At 44.7% G+C, this 19,089-nt stretch carries 20 protein-coding genes; 13 read left to right on the top strand and 7 right to left on the bottom strand.

The features are described from left to right. Positions 1 to 23: 23 nt before the first annotated feature. A complete protein-coding gene (locus JHD69_RS07090) occupies positions 24 to 1,652 on the top strand; it encodes an amidohydrolase (RefSeq protein WP_199138764.1) in 1,629 nt (542 codons plus the stop codon). Then, positions 1,627 to 3,456, top strand: a complete 1,830-nt coding sequence (locus tag JHD69_RS07085; RefSeq protein ID WP_199138762.1) for a serine hydrolase domain-containing protein — start codon at positions 1,627 to 1,629, stop codon at positions 3,454 to 3,456. The genes JHD69_RS07090 and JHD69_RS07085 overlap by 26 nt, the downstream gene beginning before the upstream one ends. Positions 3,457 to 3,532: 76 nt before the next feature. Here the strand turns inward: JHD69_RS07085 and JHD69_RS07080 are convergent, their stop codons facing one another. Continuing rightward, positions 3,533 to 3,778: a hypothetical protein gene (locus JHD69_RS07080; protein ID WP_199138760.1), complete on the bottom strand. Its 246-nt coding sequence runs from the start codon at positions 3,776 to 3,778 to the stop codon at positions 3,533 to 3,535. 214 nt (positions 3,779 to 3,992) lie between these two features. On the opposite strand from JHD69_RS07080, the gene JHD69_RS07075 reads away from it, so the two are divergent. The 7 genes from JHD69_RS07075 (at position 3,993) to JHD69_RS07045 (ending at position 9,956) form a co-directional block, all read left to right on the top strand. After that, positions 3,993 to 4,382: a helix-turn-helix domain-containing protein gene (locus tag JHD69_RS07075; protein WP_199138758.1), complete on the top strand. Its 390-nt coding sequence runs from the start codon at positions 3,993 to 3,995 to the stop codon at positions 4,380 to 4,382. Positions 4,383 to 4,393: 11 nt separating this feature from the next. Next, positions 4,394 to 4,666, top strand: coding sequence for a helix-turn-helix domain-containing protein (locus JHD69_RS07070; protein ID WP_199138756.1), 273 nt, complete (start codon positions 4,394 to 4,396; stop codon positions 4,664 to 4,666). An 82-nt stretch (positions 4,667 to 4,748) separates the two neighbouring features. Then, on the top strand, positions 4,749 to 6,872 hold the full coding sequence (locus JHD69_RS07065; RefSeq protein ID WP_199138754.1) for a TonB-dependent receptor: 2,124 nt from the start codon (positions 4,749 to 4,751) through the stop codon (positions 6,870 to 6,872). 29 nt (positions 6,873 to 6,901) lie between these two features. Further along, positions 6,902 to 7,537: a hypothetical protein gene (locus tag JHD69_RS07060; protein WP_199138753.1), complete on the top strand. Its 636-nt coding sequence runs from the start codon at positions 6,902 to 6,904 to the stop codon at positions 7,535 to 7,537. Between the two features lie 20 nt (positions 7,538 to 7,557). Continuing rightward, complete coding sequence (locus JHD69_RS07055; RefSeq protein WP_233165753.1) at positions 7,558 to 8,616, top strand: sensor histidine kinase; 1,059 nt, start codon at positions 7,558 to 7,560, stop codon at positions 8,614 to 8,616. After that, complete coding sequence (locus tag JHD69_RS07050; protein ID WP_199138751.1) at positions 8,609 to 9,352, top strand: LytR/AlgR family response regulator transcription factor; 744 nt, start codon at positions 8,609 to 8,611, stop codon at positions 9,350 to 9,352. Before JHD69_RS07055 ends, JHD69_RS07050 begins: the two co-directional genes overlap by 8 nt. Before the next feature lie 85 nt (positions 9,353 to 9,437). Then, positions 9,438 to 9,956 carry a hypothetical protein gene (locus JHD69_RS07045; protein ID WP_199138750.1) on the top strand — a complete coding sequence of 173 codons (519 nt, stop codon included), beginning with the start codon at positions 9,438 to 9,440 and terminating at the stop codon, positions 9,954 to 9,956. A gap of 80 nt (positions 9,957 to 10,036) precedes the next feature. On the opposite strand, the gene JHD69_RS07040 is transcribed toward JHD69_RS07045, so the two are convergent. Then, entirely contained in the window at positions 10,037 to 10,999 is a 963-nt protein-coding gene (locus JHD69_RS07040) for an isopenicillin N synthase family dioxygenase (protein ID WP_199138749.1), read from the bottom strand. A gap of 236 nt (positions 11,000 to 11,235) precedes the next feature. Between JHD69_RS07040 and msrA the strand changes: the two genes are divergently transcribed. Further along, the gene (msrA, locus tag JHD69_RS07035) at positions 11,236 to 11,835 is read left to right on the top strand and encodes a peptide-methionine (S)-S-oxide reductase MsrA (protein WP_199138747.1); all 600 of its coding nucleotides are present in this window, start codon (positions 11,236 to 11,238) and stop codon (positions 11,833 to 11,835) included. A 180-nt stretch (positions 11,836 to 12,015) separates the two neighbouring features. On the opposite strand, the gene JHD69_RS07030 is transcribed toward msrA, so the two are convergent. Continuing rightward, positions 12,016 to 12,966 carry an outer membrane beta-barrel protein gene (locus JHD69_RS07030; protein ID WP_199138744.1) on the bottom strand — a complete coding sequence of 317 codons (951 nt, stop codon included), beginning with the start codon at positions 12,964 to 12,966 and terminating at the stop codon, positions 12,016 to 12,018. Positions 12,967 to 13,151: 185 nt separating this feature from the next. Here JHD69_RS07030 and JHD69_RS07025 point away from each other — a divergent pair, with 185 nt between their 5' ends. From JHD69_RS07025 to JHD69_RS07015, 3 genes are all read left to right on the top strand, one after another. Next, on the top strand, positions 13,152 to 13,748 hold the full coding sequence (locus tag JHD69_RS07025) for a TetR/AcrR family transcriptional regulator (RefSeq protein WP_199138743.1): 597 nt from the start codon (positions 13,152 to 13,154) through the stop codon (positions 13,746 to 13,748). Positions 13,749 to 13,776: 28 nt separating this feature from the next. Beyond that, positions 13,777 to 14,409 carry an NAD(P)H-dependent oxidoreductase gene (locus JHD69_RS07020; protein WP_199138741.1) on the top strand — a complete coding sequence of 211 codons (633 nt, stop codon included), beginning with the start codon at positions 13,777 to 13,779 and terminating at the stop codon, positions 14,407 to 14,409. 272 nt (positions 14,410 to 14,681) lie between these two features. Further along, a complete protein-coding gene (locus JHD69_RS07015; RefSeq protein WP_199138739.1) occupies positions 14,682 to 17,405 on the top strand; it encodes a carboxypeptidase regulatory-like domain-containing protein in 2,724 nt (907 codons plus the stop codon). A 46-nt stretch (positions 17,406 to 17,451) separates the two neighbouring features. On the opposite strand, the gene JHD69_RS07010 is transcribed toward JHD69_RS07015, so the two are convergent. From JHD69_RS07010 to JHD69_RS06995, 4 genes are read right to left on the bottom strand one after another with little or no spacing between them, the layout of a single operon-like run. After that, a complete protein-coding gene (locus JHD69_RS07010) occupies positions 17,452 to 17,820 on the bottom strand; it encodes a hypothetical protein (RefSeq protein ID WP_199138737.1) in 369 nt (122 codons plus the stop codon). 7 nt (positions 17,821 to 17,827) lie between these two features. Then, the gene (locus JHD69_RS07005) at positions 17,828 to 18,040 is read right to left on the bottom strand and encodes a hypothetical protein (RefSeq protein WP_199138735.1); all 213 of its coding nucleotides are present in this window, start codon (positions 18,038 to 18,040) and stop codon (positions 17,828 to 17,830) included. 25 nt (positions 18,041 to 18,065) lie between these two features. Continuing rightward, positions 18,066 to 18,671, bottom strand: coding sequence for a DUF998 domain-containing protein (locus JHD69_RS07000; RefSeq protein WP_199138733.1), 606 nt, complete (start codon positions 18,669 to 18,671; stop codon positions 18,066 to 18,068). 11 nt (positions 18,672 to 18,682) lie between these two features. Continuing rightward, positions 18,683 to 18,931, bottom strand: a complete 249-nt coding sequence (locus JHD69_RS06995) for an outer membrane beta-barrel protein (RefSeq protein ID WP_199138731.1) — start codon at positions 18,929 to 18,931, stop codon at positions 18,683 to 18,685. Positions 18,932 to 19,089 lie beyond the last annotated feature (158 nt).

Here is a 19,089-nt window from a genome sequence, read left to right as displayed (position 1 = left end):
CATCAAAAGAAACCAACACACAGATGAAAAAGATTTTATCCCTACTCCTTTTATTGGCTGTTTTTTGCAGTTGCAGCAAGCCAAGGGCAGATTTGATTGTCTACAATGCCAAAATCTATACCGTTAACAACAAATTTGACATCGAGGAGGCCATGGCGATTAAGGATGGCAAGATTATACAACTGGGCAAAAATGCCACCATCAAAGGCCAATATGAGGCCAAAGAGGAGCTTGACGCACAAGGTAAAGCCATTTATCCTGGCTTTATCGATGCCCACGCCCACTTTTTCGGCTATGGCCAGAGTTTGCAAACGGCCGACTTGCGAGGCACCAATAGCTGGGAGGAAGTTTTAGACAGGCTGAGCGAATTTGCCAAAACCCATCCCGAGGGCTGGCTTACCGGACGTGGCTGGGACCAAAACGACTGGCCCGACAAACAGTTTCCGACCAGGGAAAAACTAGACCAGCTTTTCCCGAACAGGCCCGTGCTATTGGAACGGATAGATGGCCATGCCGCTGTTGCCAATGATATTGCATTGAGCGAGGCGGGCATCACCAAATCATTTACCTTAACCGGAGGCGATATTGTAGAAAAAGACGGTAAGCTAACCGGTTTGCTCATCGACAATGCGGTTGAACTCGTAGCCAGCAAAGTACCTTCGCCAGATTCAATTCAAACCAAAAAAATGCTACTGGACGCACAAAAAAACTGCTTTGCTGTAGGCCTCACTACCATAGACGACTGCGGACTGGATTACGATGCCGTTGAGTTTATCGAAAAGCTGCAGGCCGATAAAAGCCTAAAAATGCGTTTGTATGTGATGCTTTCCGATGCCGAGAAAAACTTCGAATACCTGTTTAAACGAGGCGCCATAAAAACCGACCGGCTCAATGTACGTGCCTTTAAGGTTTATGCCGATGGTGCATTGGGCTCGAGAGGCGCCTGCTTATTGCATCCTTACACCGATATGCCCAAAAAATCGGGTTTTTTGCTGAGCGACATCAAGCACTTTCAAGAGGTAGCCCAAAAAATAAACCAGCATAACTTTCAGATGTGCACCCACGCCATCGGCGATTCGGCCAACCGCAGCATCTTAAAAATCTATAACGAGGTACTTGGAGGCAAAAACGATAAACGCTGGCGCATTGAACATGCACAAGTAGTAGCTCCGAGCGATTTTGCTCTGTTTGGCAAAACCAGTGTTATACCTTCTGTACAGCCTACACATGCCACTTCAGATATGTACTGGGCAGCCGACCGTTTAGGCCACGAAAGAATAAAAGGTGCCTATGCCTACAAACAATTGATGGCCCAAAATGGTTGGATACCATTGGGCACCGACTTTCCGGTTGAACAGATTAACCCGATGCTTACTTTTTATGCCGCAACCATCCGAAAAGACAGCAAAGACTATCCAACCGGAGGATTCCAGATGGAAAATGCCCTTACACCAGAAGAAGCTTTGCGAGGCATGACCATCTGGGCCGCCAAAGCCAATTTCGAAGAAAAAGAAAAAGGAAGCTTGGAAGTGGGCAAATTGGCCGATTTTGTCTTGATGGATAAAGACATAATGAAGGCCACGCCACATCAGATTTTAGACAACAAAGTGTTAAAGACCTACCTGAATGGAGAAAAAGTATATGAGAAATAACCTGGCTGGCGTAATTGCCATTTGCCTAGCTACCGTTTTTACGTTGAGCGCATGCGCCCAAGACCATAAACAGAACGAAAACAGACTTAAAAACATCAATGCCATTGCCAAAAGCGATGTTCTTTTAAACAATCAGCAGGGATTTATTCCCCTAACCAAACTGGCCGAAAAAAAAATTGCTTCGGTAAACCTTGGCTTCGTTTACCAAGCGCCGTTCGACAGCCTGCTCAACAAATATGCCGATGTCAAATCGCTTAATGCCGAAAAATACAAAGACTCTGCTACCCTAAACGACCTGGAAGATGATCTTAAATATTTTAGCACGGTAATTATTGGCCTAACCGACCAAATGGCCAGCAATGGTCGCTACCTCAATTTCATCAGCAATGTGGCTAAACACAAAGAACTGGTATTGGTACTGTTTGGCGACGGCAAAAACCTATCGGCGTTCGACAACCTAAGCTCGCCCATTGTATGGAGCCCACAACAAAGTGCCGAAGCTGCCATGATTGCCCCGCAAGTAATTTTTGGAGGCATAGCCGCCGAACAAGTGTTGGCCAAAACCTATTCTGGCAAATACACCCAAGGTTCAGGCTTTAAAACCACGGTTACCCGCCTAAAGTATACCGTACCCGAAGATGCCGGCGTAAATACCGAAAACCTGATGGAAATAGACAGGATTGCGGCCGAAGCCATTGCCGGCAAGGCAACGCCTGGGCTGGTAGTACTGGTAGCCAAAGATGGCAAGGTTATTTACAACAAAGCCTACGGTTTTCATACCTATGCCAACGCTATGCCCGATAAAGTTACCGATATATTCGATTTGGCGTCGGTAACCAAAACCACTGCCACCACGCCCAGCGTCATGCGTTTGGTTGAGGAAAACAAATTAAAGCTCGACACCAATATTGGCTATTACATTCCGAAAGCACGCAATACGCCGATGGAAAACATCAACGTGCGCGAGGTAATGCTGCACCAGGCCGGCTTTATTCCTTACATCCCTTTTCATAATTTTATTAAAGAAGGCGATTATAGCCGCGACTCTTCGGCCGCCTATCCGACCAAAGTGGCAGACAATTATTACATCAAAAAGGGATTTTTTAGCGATTTCATGTGGCCGAAGATGCTCAACTCGCCCATTAAAACCCGTGGCGCTTACGTATACAGCGACATCAGCATGTACGTTATGAAGGATATTGTAGAACACATTACCGAAGAACCTTTGGACAAATATGCGCTCGACAACTTTTACACGCCATTGGGCATGCACACTGCCGGATTTTTGCCGAGAAACCGTTTCAGCAAAGACCTGATTGTGCCTACAGAAGACGACAAGGTTTTTAGAAAGACGCTTCTAGAAGGCTATGTACACGATCAGGGCGCCGCCTTGGCTGGCGGTGTTTCTGGCCATGCCGGTTTATTTGCCAATGCCAACGATTTGGCCATCTTTTATCAGTTATTGCTCAATAAGGGAACTTATGGTGGCGAACAGTACTTTAAGCCTCAAACTGTAGAAACCTTTACCAGTAAACAGTCTAATGTGAGCCGCAGGGGCCTTGGCTTTGATCGTTGGGATCCAGACTTGAGCAAAAAATATCCGTCAGAATTAGCTTCGTCGCAAACTTTTGGACATACGGGTTATACCGGAATCGGGGTTTGGGTTGACCCATCGAGAGGGTTGGTTTACATCTTTTTGTCTAACCGCGTAAACCCACAGGTTTCAGACAACCTCTTGAAAATGAACATCCGTCCGCGTATTCAGGATGCCATCAACAGGGCTATCGACAAAGGAAACAACTAATAAAAATCAAAATGGCCAATTTATAGCATTTATTATGCTATAAATTGGCCTGCAATAGAAGTTGATATTGTTGAAATTACCCGCCTCCAATACCGCCGCAGGTTGATGTTTTTTTATTATAACCACTTTTATTCGCACAATAGCCGTCCCAATTGGAAGGACTGCAATCAGATACCTCGAACGAATCGTCGATCAAACTGCCATCCGCCGTACGACACGCCATCCAAATCTTACCGCCGCCTCCTATCTCAAAAGAGCCCGGATCATCTCCACCTAATACCATTTTCATTTCAGCTTTGCTGAGCAAATTCATTTTTTTCATCGTTAAAGTTGTTTTAGTTTGGTCAAACCTCTTTTAGCCGGGTTTGCTAAGCTTTATCAATCACCATGTACTGACGGATAAGCTAAATTTAGAAGTACCGGCTCCCAAAGCGAAAAAATAACGGAATAATTTTATTGGCATAAAGAATGAATTTATCCCCCGTTTTCGGCTAGCAGATTGTCAATTCTTATAACACCTGATTAAACCGAAAAAGATGAGAACGATAAAGAGCGGAATTATGCGGAGGTATAGAGATGAAAAATGCTATTCTCAAGCCTTTGTAGCCAATAAACTGGGCATCACCCAAAGCGCCTATCAAAAAATAGAAACTGGCGATGTAAAGATTACTTTAGACCGATTGGCCCAGATTGCAATCATTTTGGAAAAAAAAATAGAAGATTTTTTAGACTGCCCTGAAAAAAACGTCCCTATCAAAGACACGGTCTTACAGCACCATAAGCAATTTAATTTTATCGAGAAAATCATTCTTCAACAAGCAAAGTGGATAGAAGAACTTGAACTTAAATTAAAAACAAAAGATGACGAAATCGAAAATTTGAAGCGTCAGTTGGCTTTTGCAAAACTCCAGCAGCCTTCTACCTAAACCTTATTTTTATGCCATTAGAATCAAAACAACCAAAGATCAATGAGCTAAAAATCATCCGTCATGCCGCATTACTAAGTGCCAACGAAATGAAGGCATTTAAACCACACAAAATAAACAGTTTTAGAACGGAGAAGAAATACAGCCAGGCCTTTATGGCCTATAAACTAGGGCTAAGTCTGGGCAGTTACCAAAAACTTGAAAGCGGGGAAACCAAAATTTCCTTGTTTCAACTGATACAGATCGCCATTGCTCTGGAAAAGCTGCCCCAGGATTTTTTATAACACCACAGCAACTCGTCGCTAAAAAACAACCGCTCGTCGGAAATCGCTGTGCAAAAAGCCTCTTCAGCGCCAAATTTGAGGCATGAAATGTCAAAGGCTTTACTTTTTGCTCAGCTTCTTGCCTATTTCCTTATGGACACCTGGCAACTCGGCCGCTCAAGTTAGGATTAAGGGAAATGTTACAACCATTACTCATAAAGCCGTTCCTTTTGCTTCTGTTGGCATTAAGGGCAGCTATGATGGCACGACGGCCGACAGTACGGGAAAATTCCATTTTACAACCAGCGAAAGAGGCCTTAAAACCCTATTGGTTAAGGCAATGGGTTACGAAACCGATAGCCTGACGGTTGATCTAAACAAACCTGTTGACTCATTGCAATTCCGCTTAACCGAAAAATCAAATTCGTTGAATACCGTGACCATTGGCATAGGAAGCTTCGTTTCGGGCATTCAGGGAAAAGGAATTTCGTTAAACGCCCTCGATATTGCCACAACGCCGGGCATGGCCGCCGATATCTTTGGCGCCATGCAAACCCTGCCCGGCGCACAAATGGCTTTTGGCGAAAGCGGCCTGCTGGTTCGCGGAGGCTCTACCGCAGAAACCAAAACTTTTATCGATGGCATGCTCATGAAAAATCCCATCAATGCCCAGGTGCAGGGGCTCTCATCGCGGGCCCGTTTATCGGCTTTCAACTTTAGGAGTACCGATTTTTCTACAAGTGGCTATGCGGCACAGTTTGGGCAGGCACTGTCTTCTGTTTTATCGCTCCAAACCAATAACATCCCCGAAAAAACAAGCACCACACTCCGCTTGCTTTCGGTAGGTGTTGAAGCCCAGCAAAACATCAACTTAAAAAACAGCGGACTGGTTTTAACAGGCAGCTATTATAACCTTAAACCAAACTATACTTACTTAAACCCCTCGCAAATAGACTGGATCAAGCCCCCGGCAACAGCAGCCATAGGTGCCCAATTTATGCACCGCATTGGCGAAACCGGCATGTTCAAATACTATATGGACTACAGCGATTCGAAACTCGGGCTAAACCGCGCCACCCCAAACAGCATGAATGATTTTGCGGTCGTACACAATAAAAATTCCTACCTCAATACCACTTATCAAGATGCACTATCGCCGTTATGGAGATTAGAAACCGGCATTGCTTACAGCTACACCAAAGATGACATCAAAATACAGCTTGGAAATGTACAGCGTTTAGACCAATTGCTGCAATTGCGTGCCGTTGCAATACACAATGTCGGCAAATTATCTTTGATCCGTTTTGGGGCTGAAACATTTTATACCAATCGGGGAGAATCGCTCAACGGGCTATCTCGAAGCTACCAAGACCAATTGTCTGCCGTTTTTGCAGAAACAGACCTATACCTGAGCAGAAAATTGGCCATTCGGGCCGGATTAAGGGGCGAATACTCTTCCTATCTGGCAAAATCCAACCTCTCTCCAAGAATTTCGTGCACCTATAAACTGAACAGTTACACGCAAGCTGGCCTCGGTTATGGCCGTTATTTCCAATCGCCAGCCGATGAATACTTGTTGCGTTCAAAATTAGATTTCCAAACCGCCGACAGTTACGTAGGGAATTTCGAATACAAAAAATCGGGCTATAACTTCAGATTCGAAGCCTATTTTAAAGCCTATGGCCATTTAATCAAAACGGCGGATGGCCTTTTCAACAACAACGGAGATGGCTATGCCAAAGGCTTTGACTTGTTTTGGCGGGACAAAGAAAGCATGAAGGATTCCGAATACCGCATTGGCTACTCGTTTCTCGACACCAAAAGAAACTACCTGGACTACCCTACATTGGCCACACCAGGCTTTGCCTCTAAACATACCTTTAATATCTTTTACAGAAAATACTTCGGCGATATCAAGACCCAGCTTAATGCCGGCTATGTTTTTGCCACCGGAAGGACCTATTACAACCCCAAAAACCCGCATTTTTTGGCAGATAAAAGTCCGAATTACCACGACATCAGCGTAAATGCGAACTACATCACCACCTTGTTCAAGCAACTGGCGGTAGTTTATGTAAATGTGGGCAATGTTTTGGGTCTTCGACAAATATACGGCTATAACTATACCGCCGACGGAACTGTCCGGACGCCCATTACGCCCTCAACCAAAAGAAATATCATACTGGGCCTGATCATCACCATAGGCGACAATACTTTTTACAACTAAACCACTCACTTACCAAAAATCAAATCATGATGAAAAACCTGATCATTTTATTCAGCTTATTGGCTTTTACAACCCTAGCCAAAGCCCAAAACACACCTTATGTGAAGGCCATGCAAAATGCGATTGCCCTGCTAAACAAAGCACAGGAAAAGAGCGATTTTATTACCCAGGCTGCCGCGTTTAACAGAATTGCCGATGCCGAGCCCAAGGCTTGGCTGCCTTTGTATTACGCCTCTTATGCCAACTTGATGGGCGGCTTGAGCGAAGCCAATGCCAAAGAGAAGGATGCTTTTTTCGACCTTGCGCTTCAATTGCTGGACAAAGCCGAAAAGATAACCGGCAGCAACGACGAAGTTTATGCCTTACGTGGTTATGTGCAGTACATGAAAGTATCTATCGACCCGATGAACCGTCTCCATTTTGTGGCCGCTTCTAAAGCGGCATTGGAAAAAGCACAGGCGCTTAATCCGGAAAACCCGCGCATTTACCTCATCAAGGGACAGAATACATTTTACACGCCAGAAAATTTTGGAGGCGGAAAGGCCGTCGCCAAACCCATTTTAGAAATGGCCAAACAAAAATTTGAGGCATTTAAGCCCGCAAACGATTTATCGCCCAATTGGGGCATGGCAAGAACTGCACAATTATTAGCCCAATATCTTTAAAAAAATCGCCAATTTGCAATATGTTAACCCGGTGCAGAAAAAGCTGGTTGCGAACCAATATCAAATATGGCCTCATTGGCCTTGTGCTTGGACTTTTGGTCTATGTTACGCAATCGGCTATAGCTAATGCCTTAAAACCTATCGAATACCTTATTGCCAGTCTCACCTTTAGCACCAGCATTTCGCTCACCATTGCCAACATGGTCCATTTTGCTACCTCTACCAAGCTATTGCGCAACTGGGAAAACGTATGGCGCAATTTTACGATCTATTACCTGATTAGTTTTGCGGGCATGATTATCGCCGTAGAACTGACCTATTTGGTGCTGGGCTATTTTTACAACTGGGAAAGCCAGTTTCCACACACCAAAGACTATCTCTTCGATTCAATTTTGGTATTGGTGGTTTGTACGCTCATTTATGTAGACATTTACCGGAAAGCCCTTCAGGCAAACAAGCTGAACCAAAAAGAGCTCGAGTTGCATAAAATGAACGAGTTGAGGTCGAATGCCGAACTAGAGGCCCTGCAGGCGAAGATCAATCCGCATTTTTTATATAATGCCTTAAATTCTATTGCAGGCCTTATCAAAGACAATCCAGATCAGGCCGAAGAAATGACCATTAAGCTCTCCAAGCTTTTCCGTTACAGCATTAACCAGAGCCAAGAAAACCTGGTGAGCATTAGGGAAGAAGCCGAATTGCTTAGCCTTTACCTCGAAATAGAAAAGATACGTTTTGGAAACAGGGTTACCTTTGAGGTCAACATTGGAGCCGGGTTATATACGACTAAAATTCCCAGGTTTTTGATCCAGCCTTTGGTAGAGAATGCCTTAAAACACGGCCTCAAATACAACGCCGCAAACGGCCGCTTAGCAGTTGATGTTTTTGCCGAGGTTACTGATTTGGTTATTCAAGTAGCCGATAACGGCCAACCTTTTGCCTCCGATTTAGTGTTGGGATATGGCTTGCAAAGCACTTTCGACAAAATACAGCTGCTCTATGGGGCCCATGGCAAAGTGGAGCTCATCAACAGTCCTCAAAAAATGGTTCAGATTAAAATACCTTTAGCCCATGTTTAAAACCTTAATCATAGACGACGAACCCCTAGCCAGAAGCCGACTGCGCAGGTTGCTGGCTGCTTATACCGATGCTATCGTCATTATAGGCGAAGCCGCCAACGGCGAAGAAGGGGCCGAACTGATCAACCTCTTAAAGCCCGATGTTATTTTCCTGGATATCGAAATGCCCATGCTCAATGGCTTTGAGATGCTCGACAAATTGGAGTTCCACCCCATCGTTATTTTTGCGACGGCCTACGATCAATATGCCATTAGGGCTTTTGAAGAAAACTCCATCGACTATTTGTTAAAGCCCATTGAAGCAGACCGGTTGGCAAAAACCATTCAGAAACTACAGAAAAACGTCATTAAAAACGACTTTGAGGCCATCAGGCAACTTGCGTTTAACGAACCCGCCAAAAAAGCGACTACGCTGAGCCTGCAAATTGGCGAGCGTTTTGTATTAATCAAAATAGCCGACATCAATTACGTGGAAGCCGATGAGAAATATGTTTTCATCTATACCAACGACCACAAAAAATACATTACCGATTTTACGTTAAAAGCGCTGGAAGAAAAATTGGGCGAAGATTTTATGCGCATACACCGGAGCATCATCATCAACAACAATCAGGTTGCCGAAATCAGGCGAAGCTTTAATGGCGCTTTTGTATTTATCATGAAGGGGGCACAGGAAATCAGGCTAAAATCGAGCCGTTCTTATGCCAACGAAATCAGAAAGGCTTTTGAAATTTAAGTTGCAGGCTTTGGGACAGGCGTGGCAAAAATCATAAAAAACGCTTATCTTCAACTACCTTTTCAACCCTTAAAATCATCCCTTCATGAAAAAGACTGTTTTTATTTTAGCCTTACTGGTTACGGGCTTTATTAATGCTTCAAAGGCTCAGCAGCTTAAAGATGGCCAAACCCTAGACCTCAACGGCATCTCCGTAACCTTCAACATTATTAACAAAGAAAGCATCGAGGTAAAAGACCAAAGCTTTGACCGCTACAAAGTGGTGGCCACCGTAAAAAACAACAGCCCAAAATCATTTAACGTCAGGTTGGCTTCCGCGAGCGACTTATCGGCAGCGCTTAAAAGCAAAATTGTGGAACTGAACTGCTTAAATGCAACTGGTGCCAGGCTAACTTCGAAAAAGCTAGACGTAGGCATGAAAGCGCACATGATTACGGTTACTTATCCGGGCAAAGACAAAGACGGCAAATTTGTGAGCCAAACCATGACCGTAGTGGCAGGCTATTATTTTGATGCCGGCCAAACCCTGCAAAGCGATGCTATTTTTATTGTACCCAAAGGCGAAACTCCGCAAGTATCGGTTAGAAGCCTGTTGCAAAACTAGCATCGTCGAGCCACAAGATCTACGCCATAAAAAAAGGCAGCTGACTATTCAGACAGCTGCCTTTTTTATTTTTGAATGGATTATTTTTTTAGTCCAATTTCTCTCAAGCGCTCATCCAGATACTCGCCTGCGGTCATATCGCTGTACACTTTCGGGTGCTCGGCATCAATGGTTGACGGCAAGCTGGTCAAGTCCATATCAGAACGCGGATGCAAGAAGAATGGCACCGAGAAACGCGAGGTCTTCATCAGCTCTCTTGGCGGATTAACTACCCTGTGCGTGGTAGATTTCAGCTTGTTATTGGTTAAGCGTTGCAACATATCGCCAACGTTTACCACAATATCGGTATGGTGGGCCTTAATTGGCAACCATTCGTTGCTTCTGGTCAATACCTCAAGTCCATCGGCACTGGCACCAATCAGCAAGGTAATCAGGTTAATATCCTCATGGGCACCAGCACGAACCGCATCATCAGGCAACGAATCGGGGTTTTCGATAGGAAAATAATGGATACCCCTTAAAATAGAGTTACCATTGTGTACATGTTTGTCAAAATAATCGATTGGCAAACCTAAATAAGTGGCAATGGCTCTTAACAGGTGTTTGCCGTTTTCTTCCAGCTTTACATAAATTTCGCGGGTAACCTGGTTAAATTCAGGCAACTCCTCCAGCACTTCATTATCAGGATATTCTTTTTTAATCGGATCCCCATCAGATACTTCCTGGCCAATTTGCCAGAACTCTTTCAAATCGGCAGTTTTAGCGCCTTTTGCAGTTTCCTTGCCTGCACTGGTGTAGCCACGCTGGCCGGCCAGTTCAGGCTTTTCGTATTTGCGTTTGGTTTCTACCGGAAGGGCAAAAACCGCTTTAATGTTTTCGTACAGCTTGTCAATCAATTCCTGACTTACGCCATGGTTGGTAATGGTTACAAAGCCCGAGTCGTTGAAGGCTCTTCCCAGTTCGTCGGAGAACTTTTTGCGTTGCTCCTCGTTTCCATTAATGTAGGTGCCCAAATCTAGGCATGGAATATACGGTGTAGACATATGATTTTAATTTTAATGAATATTTAAATTTAGAAAAGATATGTTAATAAAGTTTGAACCTGCCCATTTTTACCAGCTAACAATTTACAAAACAATTTGTTAAGTTATTAACAAATCTGAAAGTTCAGCGCAATTCCGGCTTTTGTCAGCAAGAAGTACATTTTTTGATTTAAAAAACTTTAATGCATCCTTTTACGTATACTTACTAAACATTGCGTACATTATATTTTCATCAGATGAAATACCTAACCATTATGGCACTAATCCTCCTATCTATGCAAGATGCAAACGCCCAAAAACCAAAAACCCTGAAAGCCACTTTTGGCATGGGCTGTTTTTGGTGCTCCGAAGCTTTATTCCAGCGATTAAACGGCGTATCGAACGTAAAGTCGGGCTATGAGGGTGGCGATATTGCCAACCCTACCTACGAAGAGGTATGTACCGGAACCACCAACCATGCCGAGGTTATTGAAATGGAATACGATCCGGCAAAAATAAGCTACGACGAACTACTGGAAATTTTCTGGAAAAGCCACGATGCCACCACCCTGAACAGGCAAGGTGCCGACGTGGGCACCCAATACCGCTCGGTTATTTTTTACCATAACAACGAGCAAAAAGAAATTGCCGAAAAATATAAGGCAGAGTTGAACAAAGCCAATGCCTTTGGCAAACCAGTAGTAACCGAAATTGCCAAGGCCCAGCCTTTTTATGTGGCCGAGAACTACCACCAAGACTATTACCTGAAAAATGGCGAAGCGCCTTACTGCCGACTGGTGATCTTACCCAAAATGGAAAAACTGGAAAAGCTGTTCAAAGCAAAGCTGAAACATTAAATCGTGGGAAGTTCTGGGTTGAACCATTCAGGCTTACGCCATTCAAAAGCCTAAACACGGCCACACGAAACAACCAAGCTCAATTAGCTTAATGGTTAAAGTAAAAAGCCTCATCCTGATCTAAATCAAGAAGAGGCTTTTTTGTTATTGTTAGCAAATCCAGGTCAGGAAAAGCGCAATCTATATTCCTATTTTCAAGCCCACGTTCAAGCCCAATCCCCCAATGTTGATATAGGATTTCAAGTCGTCGCTGGGTTGGTTCGGATTGTAATTTGCCGTACCCGCTACATTAGAGCTTGGCGTTAGCGTTTTGTGGTAATTGGTTTCCCTTACCGCGGTTGGCAAATCGTTTAGCCCAACGTTTACCTTGGTTCCGTTGGCCAAGGTTCCGGTAGCGTTAAAGCTTTTAACTTCTTTGCTATCGCTGTTTACCGATACGTTTCGATATTCGATTTCGCTAAAGAAGCTGATGTTTTTACCAATGGGGTAATTAAAGCCCGCCGCGCCTATAAAGCCGAGCGTTGGCTTAGGTTTTACCCTTTCAGAACGGGTAAGCTCAATGGCCACAAAGTTAGGGTTTACGGTTTTGGCAATGGTACCGGTTTGGTCGCTGGCCGTAGTATTGATATCTAGGTAGCCATATACGGGAACTACCGCTCCCATTTTGAGATAAGGCTTAAATTTCATTTGCGTTGGCAAGTGGAAAACCAGGCTCGGAGTTAAATCCAATGCCGAAACCTGTCCAACAGCCTCTAGTGCCAATACGCGGTTATTGCCGATGTAGCCCGTTTGCTTGGCCATGGTGTTTTTCTCGCTTTGGAAATAATTCACGCCCAATTCGACCGCCACAACATTATTGAACCTGAAACCTCCCGTTAAACCGGCACGCCAGCCCTGGCCAAACGACCCTGTTATGGTGCTTTCAGAAATCCGCGTCTGTGCACCCGACGAAGGGTTGATCGAAAACACATAATCACGTGGCTGCAACGAGCCCACATTCGGGAATTCTACCGGGGTAACCTTTAAAAAGTAGCTTCCAGTTGGCTTAAGGTAAAACCCCCTTCCTTCCTGGGCAAAAGTAGAGAGAGACGCTCCTGCTAATAATGTAGCAATCAATACAAGCTTTTTCATAACGATGAGAATTTAGGAACAAGCATATTCATTATGCTTGCATAGTATAATATTTAAACGTCATTAGGCAGCAAATGTTTTTACCTCACCCTTTTTCCTATCATTTTTTGGTCATAAACCATTTTAGATGTTTCAGTTTTGAACAAGGCATTCTACTTTTGCTAACAGTGTTAACTTTTTATTAAATGGCAGTTACAGAACGTCGGTTAAAACAGCGCGAGCAACAGAAGGAATCCATTTTGGAAGCCGCCCGCGCCATTATGCTCAAAGAGGGCTGGACTGCGGTTTCTATCCGCAAAATTGCCGATGTAATAGGCTACAGCCTGCCCGTGGTTTACAACCATTTCGAAAACAAGGATGCCATTATGGAGGATTTTATCAGGCATGGCTTTATCCTTTTGGGCGATGCCGCTCTGGCCGCAAAGGCACAATCGGCCGATCCGGCGCAACAACTTAAGCTCATTGCCATAGCTTATTACGAGTTTGCCCTTTCGCACCGCGAATACTACCAGATTATGTTTGGCCTGGGCGTACCCAATTGTGATCGCGCTAAAGAAATAGCCGAAATTGGCCGCTTTGGCGACATCATCATTGCTGCCCTCAAACAGCTGCAGGGAGGCGAATGCAGCCCCCAAACCACTTTAAAGTTCCACACTTTTTGGTCGATCCTCCATGGACTAAGCTCCATCAACATGATCAACCTTACCGCTGCCCCCGATGAACTGCAGCAAAAAGTGCTGCAAGATGCCATACAGGGCTTTATCATGAACATCAACAATTAAAAAATCACATAAAAATTAGAATAATACAATGGAATTAATAGAAGCATTGAACTGGCGCTATGCCACCAAAAAAATGAACGGACAAGCGGTACCGCAAGAAAAAGTAGACCTTATTTTAGAAGCCGCCCGCTTGGCGCCAACTTCATCCGGCTTGCAGCCATTCAAGGTAATCGTGGTAACCAACCCCGAACTTAAACAAGCCTTGTTGCCACACGCCTTTAACCAATCACAAATTGTAGACTCGTCGCATCTATTGGTTTTTGCGGCTTGGGACAACTATACCCATGAGAACATTGACGAGGTATTTAACAGAACCAACCAAGAGCGCGGCGTTCCGGCCGAGGCCACTGCCGACTATGTTGCTCGCCTAAAAGGGATGTTGGTTGACCGCGAAGCCGAACTCAATTTCCAGCATGCTGCCCGTCAGGCCTACATCGGCTTTGGCATGGCTATTGCACAAGCGGCCTTGCTTCAAGTGGATGCTACCCCGATGGAGGGTTTCGACAATGCCAAAGTTGACGAATTGCTGGGTCTAAGAGCCAAGAATTTGCGCAGCGTTACAATGTTGCCTTTGGGCTACCGCGATGAAACGGGCGACTGGTTAGTGGGCTTGAAAAAAGTACGTCAATCACTTGCAGATTTTGTAATCGAATTCAAATAAAATAGCTGAAAAGGCAGACTTTGGATTTGCCGAAGAAATTGCTTATCCCATTGGCAATAAAAAAGCGGGCGATTGTTTACAGTCGTCCGTTTTTTTGATTAAGCTTTCGAAATTTTGAAAACTTCACCAATATTGATCAAACGCAGCCGCTCTACATCCGCCACCCTGCACAGGCAGGTCCTATTGTAAAAATATGTTAAAGATGAGTTACAATAAGTTTCTATCCATCAATAATCAATATATTAGCGAACATTCAACAAGTACGACAATTGATGAAACTGACCAAAATCCTTTTCGCCTTCCTGATTTCCACCTTCCTATTTAATTTATCGGCCAGTGCCCAGCAAGACAGCGTGGCCCTTAGCAATATCATTAGCAAAACCAAAAGACTTTCCGACGAACAACCTATAGAAAAGGTTTATGTGCATTTTGACAAGCCCTATTATGCAGTGGCCGACACGGTTTGGTTCAAAGCCTATGTAACTACCGAACAGAATGTACCTTCGCCATTGAGCAAGATTGTGTATGTAGAACTGTGGACGGCCAAGGATTCACTGGTACAAACAGTTAAGCTGCCGGTTAGGAACAGCGTAGCTTACGGCAATATTCCGCTGAATATGAACACCTACAAACAGGGCAATTATTATGTAAGAGCCTATACCCTGTGGATGGCCAATTTCGACAACGCTTATTTCTTTACCAAAACCATCCCCATAGGCGAGGCGATTGACAAGCAACTCATTACCAATATTTCCTTTACCAACGAGCAGAGCGACAAAAACATCAAGACCAATGCCAAAATCCAATTTCGCGACATGACCAAAAAGGCCTATGCCAACAAAACGGTCAACTGGCAGGTCTATTCTAATTACGACGTATTTGCCAAAGGCAAGGGCACTACCGACCAAAACGGCGTACTTACCATCAGTGTAACCAGCAAAAACGGCGAACCCATTACCAAGGGCAATATTATAACCTCGCTCAGCATTAACGAAAAAGAAACCGCCAATGCAAGTTTCGATTTGAAGCAGCGCGTTAATACGGTCGATTTTCAGTTTTTCCCGGAGGGAGGCGAACTGGTTGGAGGCATTCCGAATCAGGTTGGCTTTAAGGCCGTAAGGGCTTCTGGTTTGGGTGCCGACGTGAAAGGCAGCATTATCGACGACCAAAACAACGAGATTACCGCTTTCAACAGTTCGTTTGCAGGCATGGGTTCGTTTTTCATTACACCCGAAGCCGGCAAGGTTTACAAGGCCAAAGCCACTTTTAAAGATGGCTCTACCAGTATCTACGAACTGCCAAAGGCAAGCGCCAGCGGCATTAGCCTGCAGGTAATCAATTCGAATACCGAATTTGTTAATTTAAAGATTTTGGCCAATACGCCTTATTTTGAAGCCAACAAAGACAAGACTTTTTTTGTAGTGGCCCAAAACTCGAACGTGGTTTACTATGCAGCCAAGGCGCCACTCAAAAACCAGGTGATCATTACCAAAATCCCCAAAGGCAATTTCCCATCGGGTATTGTGCAGCTTACTTTGTTCGATGCCAACAGCAAGCCTTTGAGCGAACGCTTGGTTTTTATTCTCCATCCAAATGCCCTTAACCTGACCGTAAAAAGCGATCTGCCCTTGTACAAGCCTCGCCAAAAAGTAAAAATATCGCTCGACGCCAAAAGTGCCAGCCTCCCGGTAGCCGGCGATTTTTCGGTATCGGTAACCGACGAACAAAAAGTACCGGTTGACGAAAATAGCGAAACCACCATTTTGAGCTCGCTGTTGCTCACTTCCGACCTTAAAGGCTACATCGAAAAACCAAATTACTACTTCATCAAAACCGATGAGAAAAAACTGGCTGACTTAGACAAGCTCATGCTCACACAAGGCTATCGCAGGTTTTCTTACAAAGCCATCCTGGCCGACGAATATCCGATTGTTAATCTGCTGCCAGAACAAGGCATGAACATTACCGGCACGCTGAGAGACCGCACCGGTATGCCGATTAGAAAGGGCGCTATGCGTTTAATGGTAACCGGAAAACCGATTTCGGCCGAAACCGTAACCACCAACATGGGCGTGTTCAACTTCCAGAACCTGAACATTCCCGATTCATCGCAAGTGGTAATCAGCGCCAAGTACAATGCAAATTCGGCCAATATGATGATCATGCTCGATGGCGTTCCCTCTCCTGCGCCTTCCAAAAACCCCAACATTGCAGACGAGGTGGCCAATATCGACACCACACTATCGGCCTACCTGAACAACAGCCAAAAGCAGTACAGGTATTTGCGCACCTTAAAAACCGTAGAGATTAAAGGCGCTCCGATTAAAAAACCAAGCCATAGCGACCATGCAACCCTTTCTGGTCTTAGTCCAAATCCCGACCATTTGCTAAGTGGCGACCGTTTTAGCTCGGGCTGTACAATGTTGCTGCAATGTTTGAAAACAATGGCCACTGGCCTCACTTTCGACAATGAGAATTTTTATGTTTCGAGAGATTTCAACTCGGGATCGCGAACGCCGGTTCAGGTTTTCATCAATGGAAACCCGGTTGATGCCAGAGACATCAATGGCGTAAACGCCGCAGAAGTAGAATCGGTAGAGATTTTCTTAAAGGATGACCTGGGAACCGTAGATCGTCTTTATGGAACACGCGGTGTAATGGTAATCAACACCAAGAAGGCACCTGTGGGCAAAAAAATCAGCAAGCAAGAACTGATGGACATGTTGCCCAAAACCAACATCATTACCTATTCGCCACCTGGATATGCCAAGGAAAGAGAGTTTTATGCGCCAAAATACCTGCCAGGCGCGCCAATCAACAGCAACGACTTAAGAACAACCATTTATTGGAATCCTAAGGTAATTACCGACGAAAAAGGCAATGCCAGCTTCGAGTTTTTCAATGCCGACGGCAGGGGAACCTACAGGGTGGTAGTTGAGGGGCTCGACAAAAGCGGCAACCTGGGAAGAGCCGTTTACCACTATACGGTCAAATAGTTTTTTCATAAAAAAGCCCCGAAGCTATTGCTTTGGGGCTTTTGGCTTATTTAAGCGTATCTTTTACACCTGCACACAGCTCTTTTAGCTTTTGGTAGGAAGTGAATGAGTTTTTGTTCTTCTTAAAATCGATTTCTACATAGCCTGGATAAGCCTTCAGGTAAAACCGGCTACCATCGCCTAAAACGATTTCGGCATCCTTTTTTTCTGCCGCATCAAAAATACGGTCGTCTTTTAAGGTGCGCTCAACGTAGTCGACCACGTATTTGCTTTTCCGCTCGGGATAAGAAGCCTGAAAGTTGTAGCCTTCGTTGGTGTTCCTAATGCTGATCGATTGGCTATCAGCATGGCCACCAAATTTACAGCCCGATGCCAATACCGCAACCAAGGCTACCATTAAGTATATTCTTTTCATATCTGTTTTATTTAATTCGTTTCAATTCTGCTGCAAAACTTCCATTTTCGCAGGCAATTATTTTGGCTATTTTTTTGTTCGCCTTTATAAATTCGAAGATAAGATCCTGGCTCTTGACGAAGCTGGTATTTTCAGTCTGCACCATGGTTTGCACCATCAAAATACCTGGCAAGCCTCCGATGATGAGCAATACCAACCTAAATCTGCTTATTGTTTTCATCGCTTCAATATTAAATAATTAAACATTAGTCGTTAATAGCCGGAACATAATTATATTTAGCATTGAGTAATTTGATAAAGCTGAAGGCCATGGACACAAACCACATGGACCAGCCCAGGTGAAAAAAACGTTGTACCAGACCTGGAAAATGCTGTTGAAACGAAGGAACAAAGCGCAGAAAAATCAAGGCCATCATCAAAAAACTTAGCAACGACAGCTTTCTCAGGTTTTGCAGCTGCCGTGACTTCCAAAGCAACACGCTTAGCCATGCTCCGATAAAAAGCAACAAGGGCACAAAACCAATTACCTCATGCCATGGATGTCCGAGATGGAAAATGGATGTCCAGGCGAACATGATTGCACAGGCAGGCGTAGCCAAAATAGGCACAATGCTTACTTCCATCTCCGTGCAAACACGCCATAAGCCTACAACGAAGCATAGGGTCATCACTGCACAACACAGCATGGCAATGGCCATAAAGCTTTCCGAATTTGCACCAATGGCACCCAGTTCGCTTACGGTATGCACAAAGGGATTATAGTTGCCGTGCAGTTCGCCGGCAATGGCCATGCTTACCCAAAACACGAAGGGCATAATGAGACCTAGGTAAAGTAGTTTTTTGGTTTTCATGATTTTTCAGGTTAATTGGCCCTATTCTTCAAATCGTCGGTGGCGGTGTTGCGGTTACGGGCCGATTTTACATTCTGGTTTCCAAAATTATAGCTGAGACTAAACGATGCCCTACGGCTGGTATAGCGGTTTACTACCTGCAGGTTTACATTCTGATATTGGAGCTTGCCTTCCCAATGGTTGGTCAGAAAAATATCGTCTACACTCAACCTGAGCTTCATCTTCTTGTTCAGCAATGATTTTTGTACGCCTGCATTCAAGGCATATTGGTAAATGGTGGTTTGTTCTACCCCTGTCTCTTATACACATCTCCGAGCCCACGAGACAGTACTCATGATCTCGTATGCCGTCTTCGGCTTGAAAAGGGGGGGGGGGGGGGGGGGGGGGGGGGGGGGGGGGGGGGGGGGGGGGGGGGGGG

The sequence above is a fragment of the Pedobacter sp. ASV12 genome (genome assembly GCF_016429155.1).
Taxonomy (GTDB): Bacteria; Bacteroidota; Bacteroidia; order Sphingobacteriales; family Sphingobacteriaceae; genus Pedobacter.
This window is presented reverse-complemented; position numbering and strand designations above follow the sequence as displayed.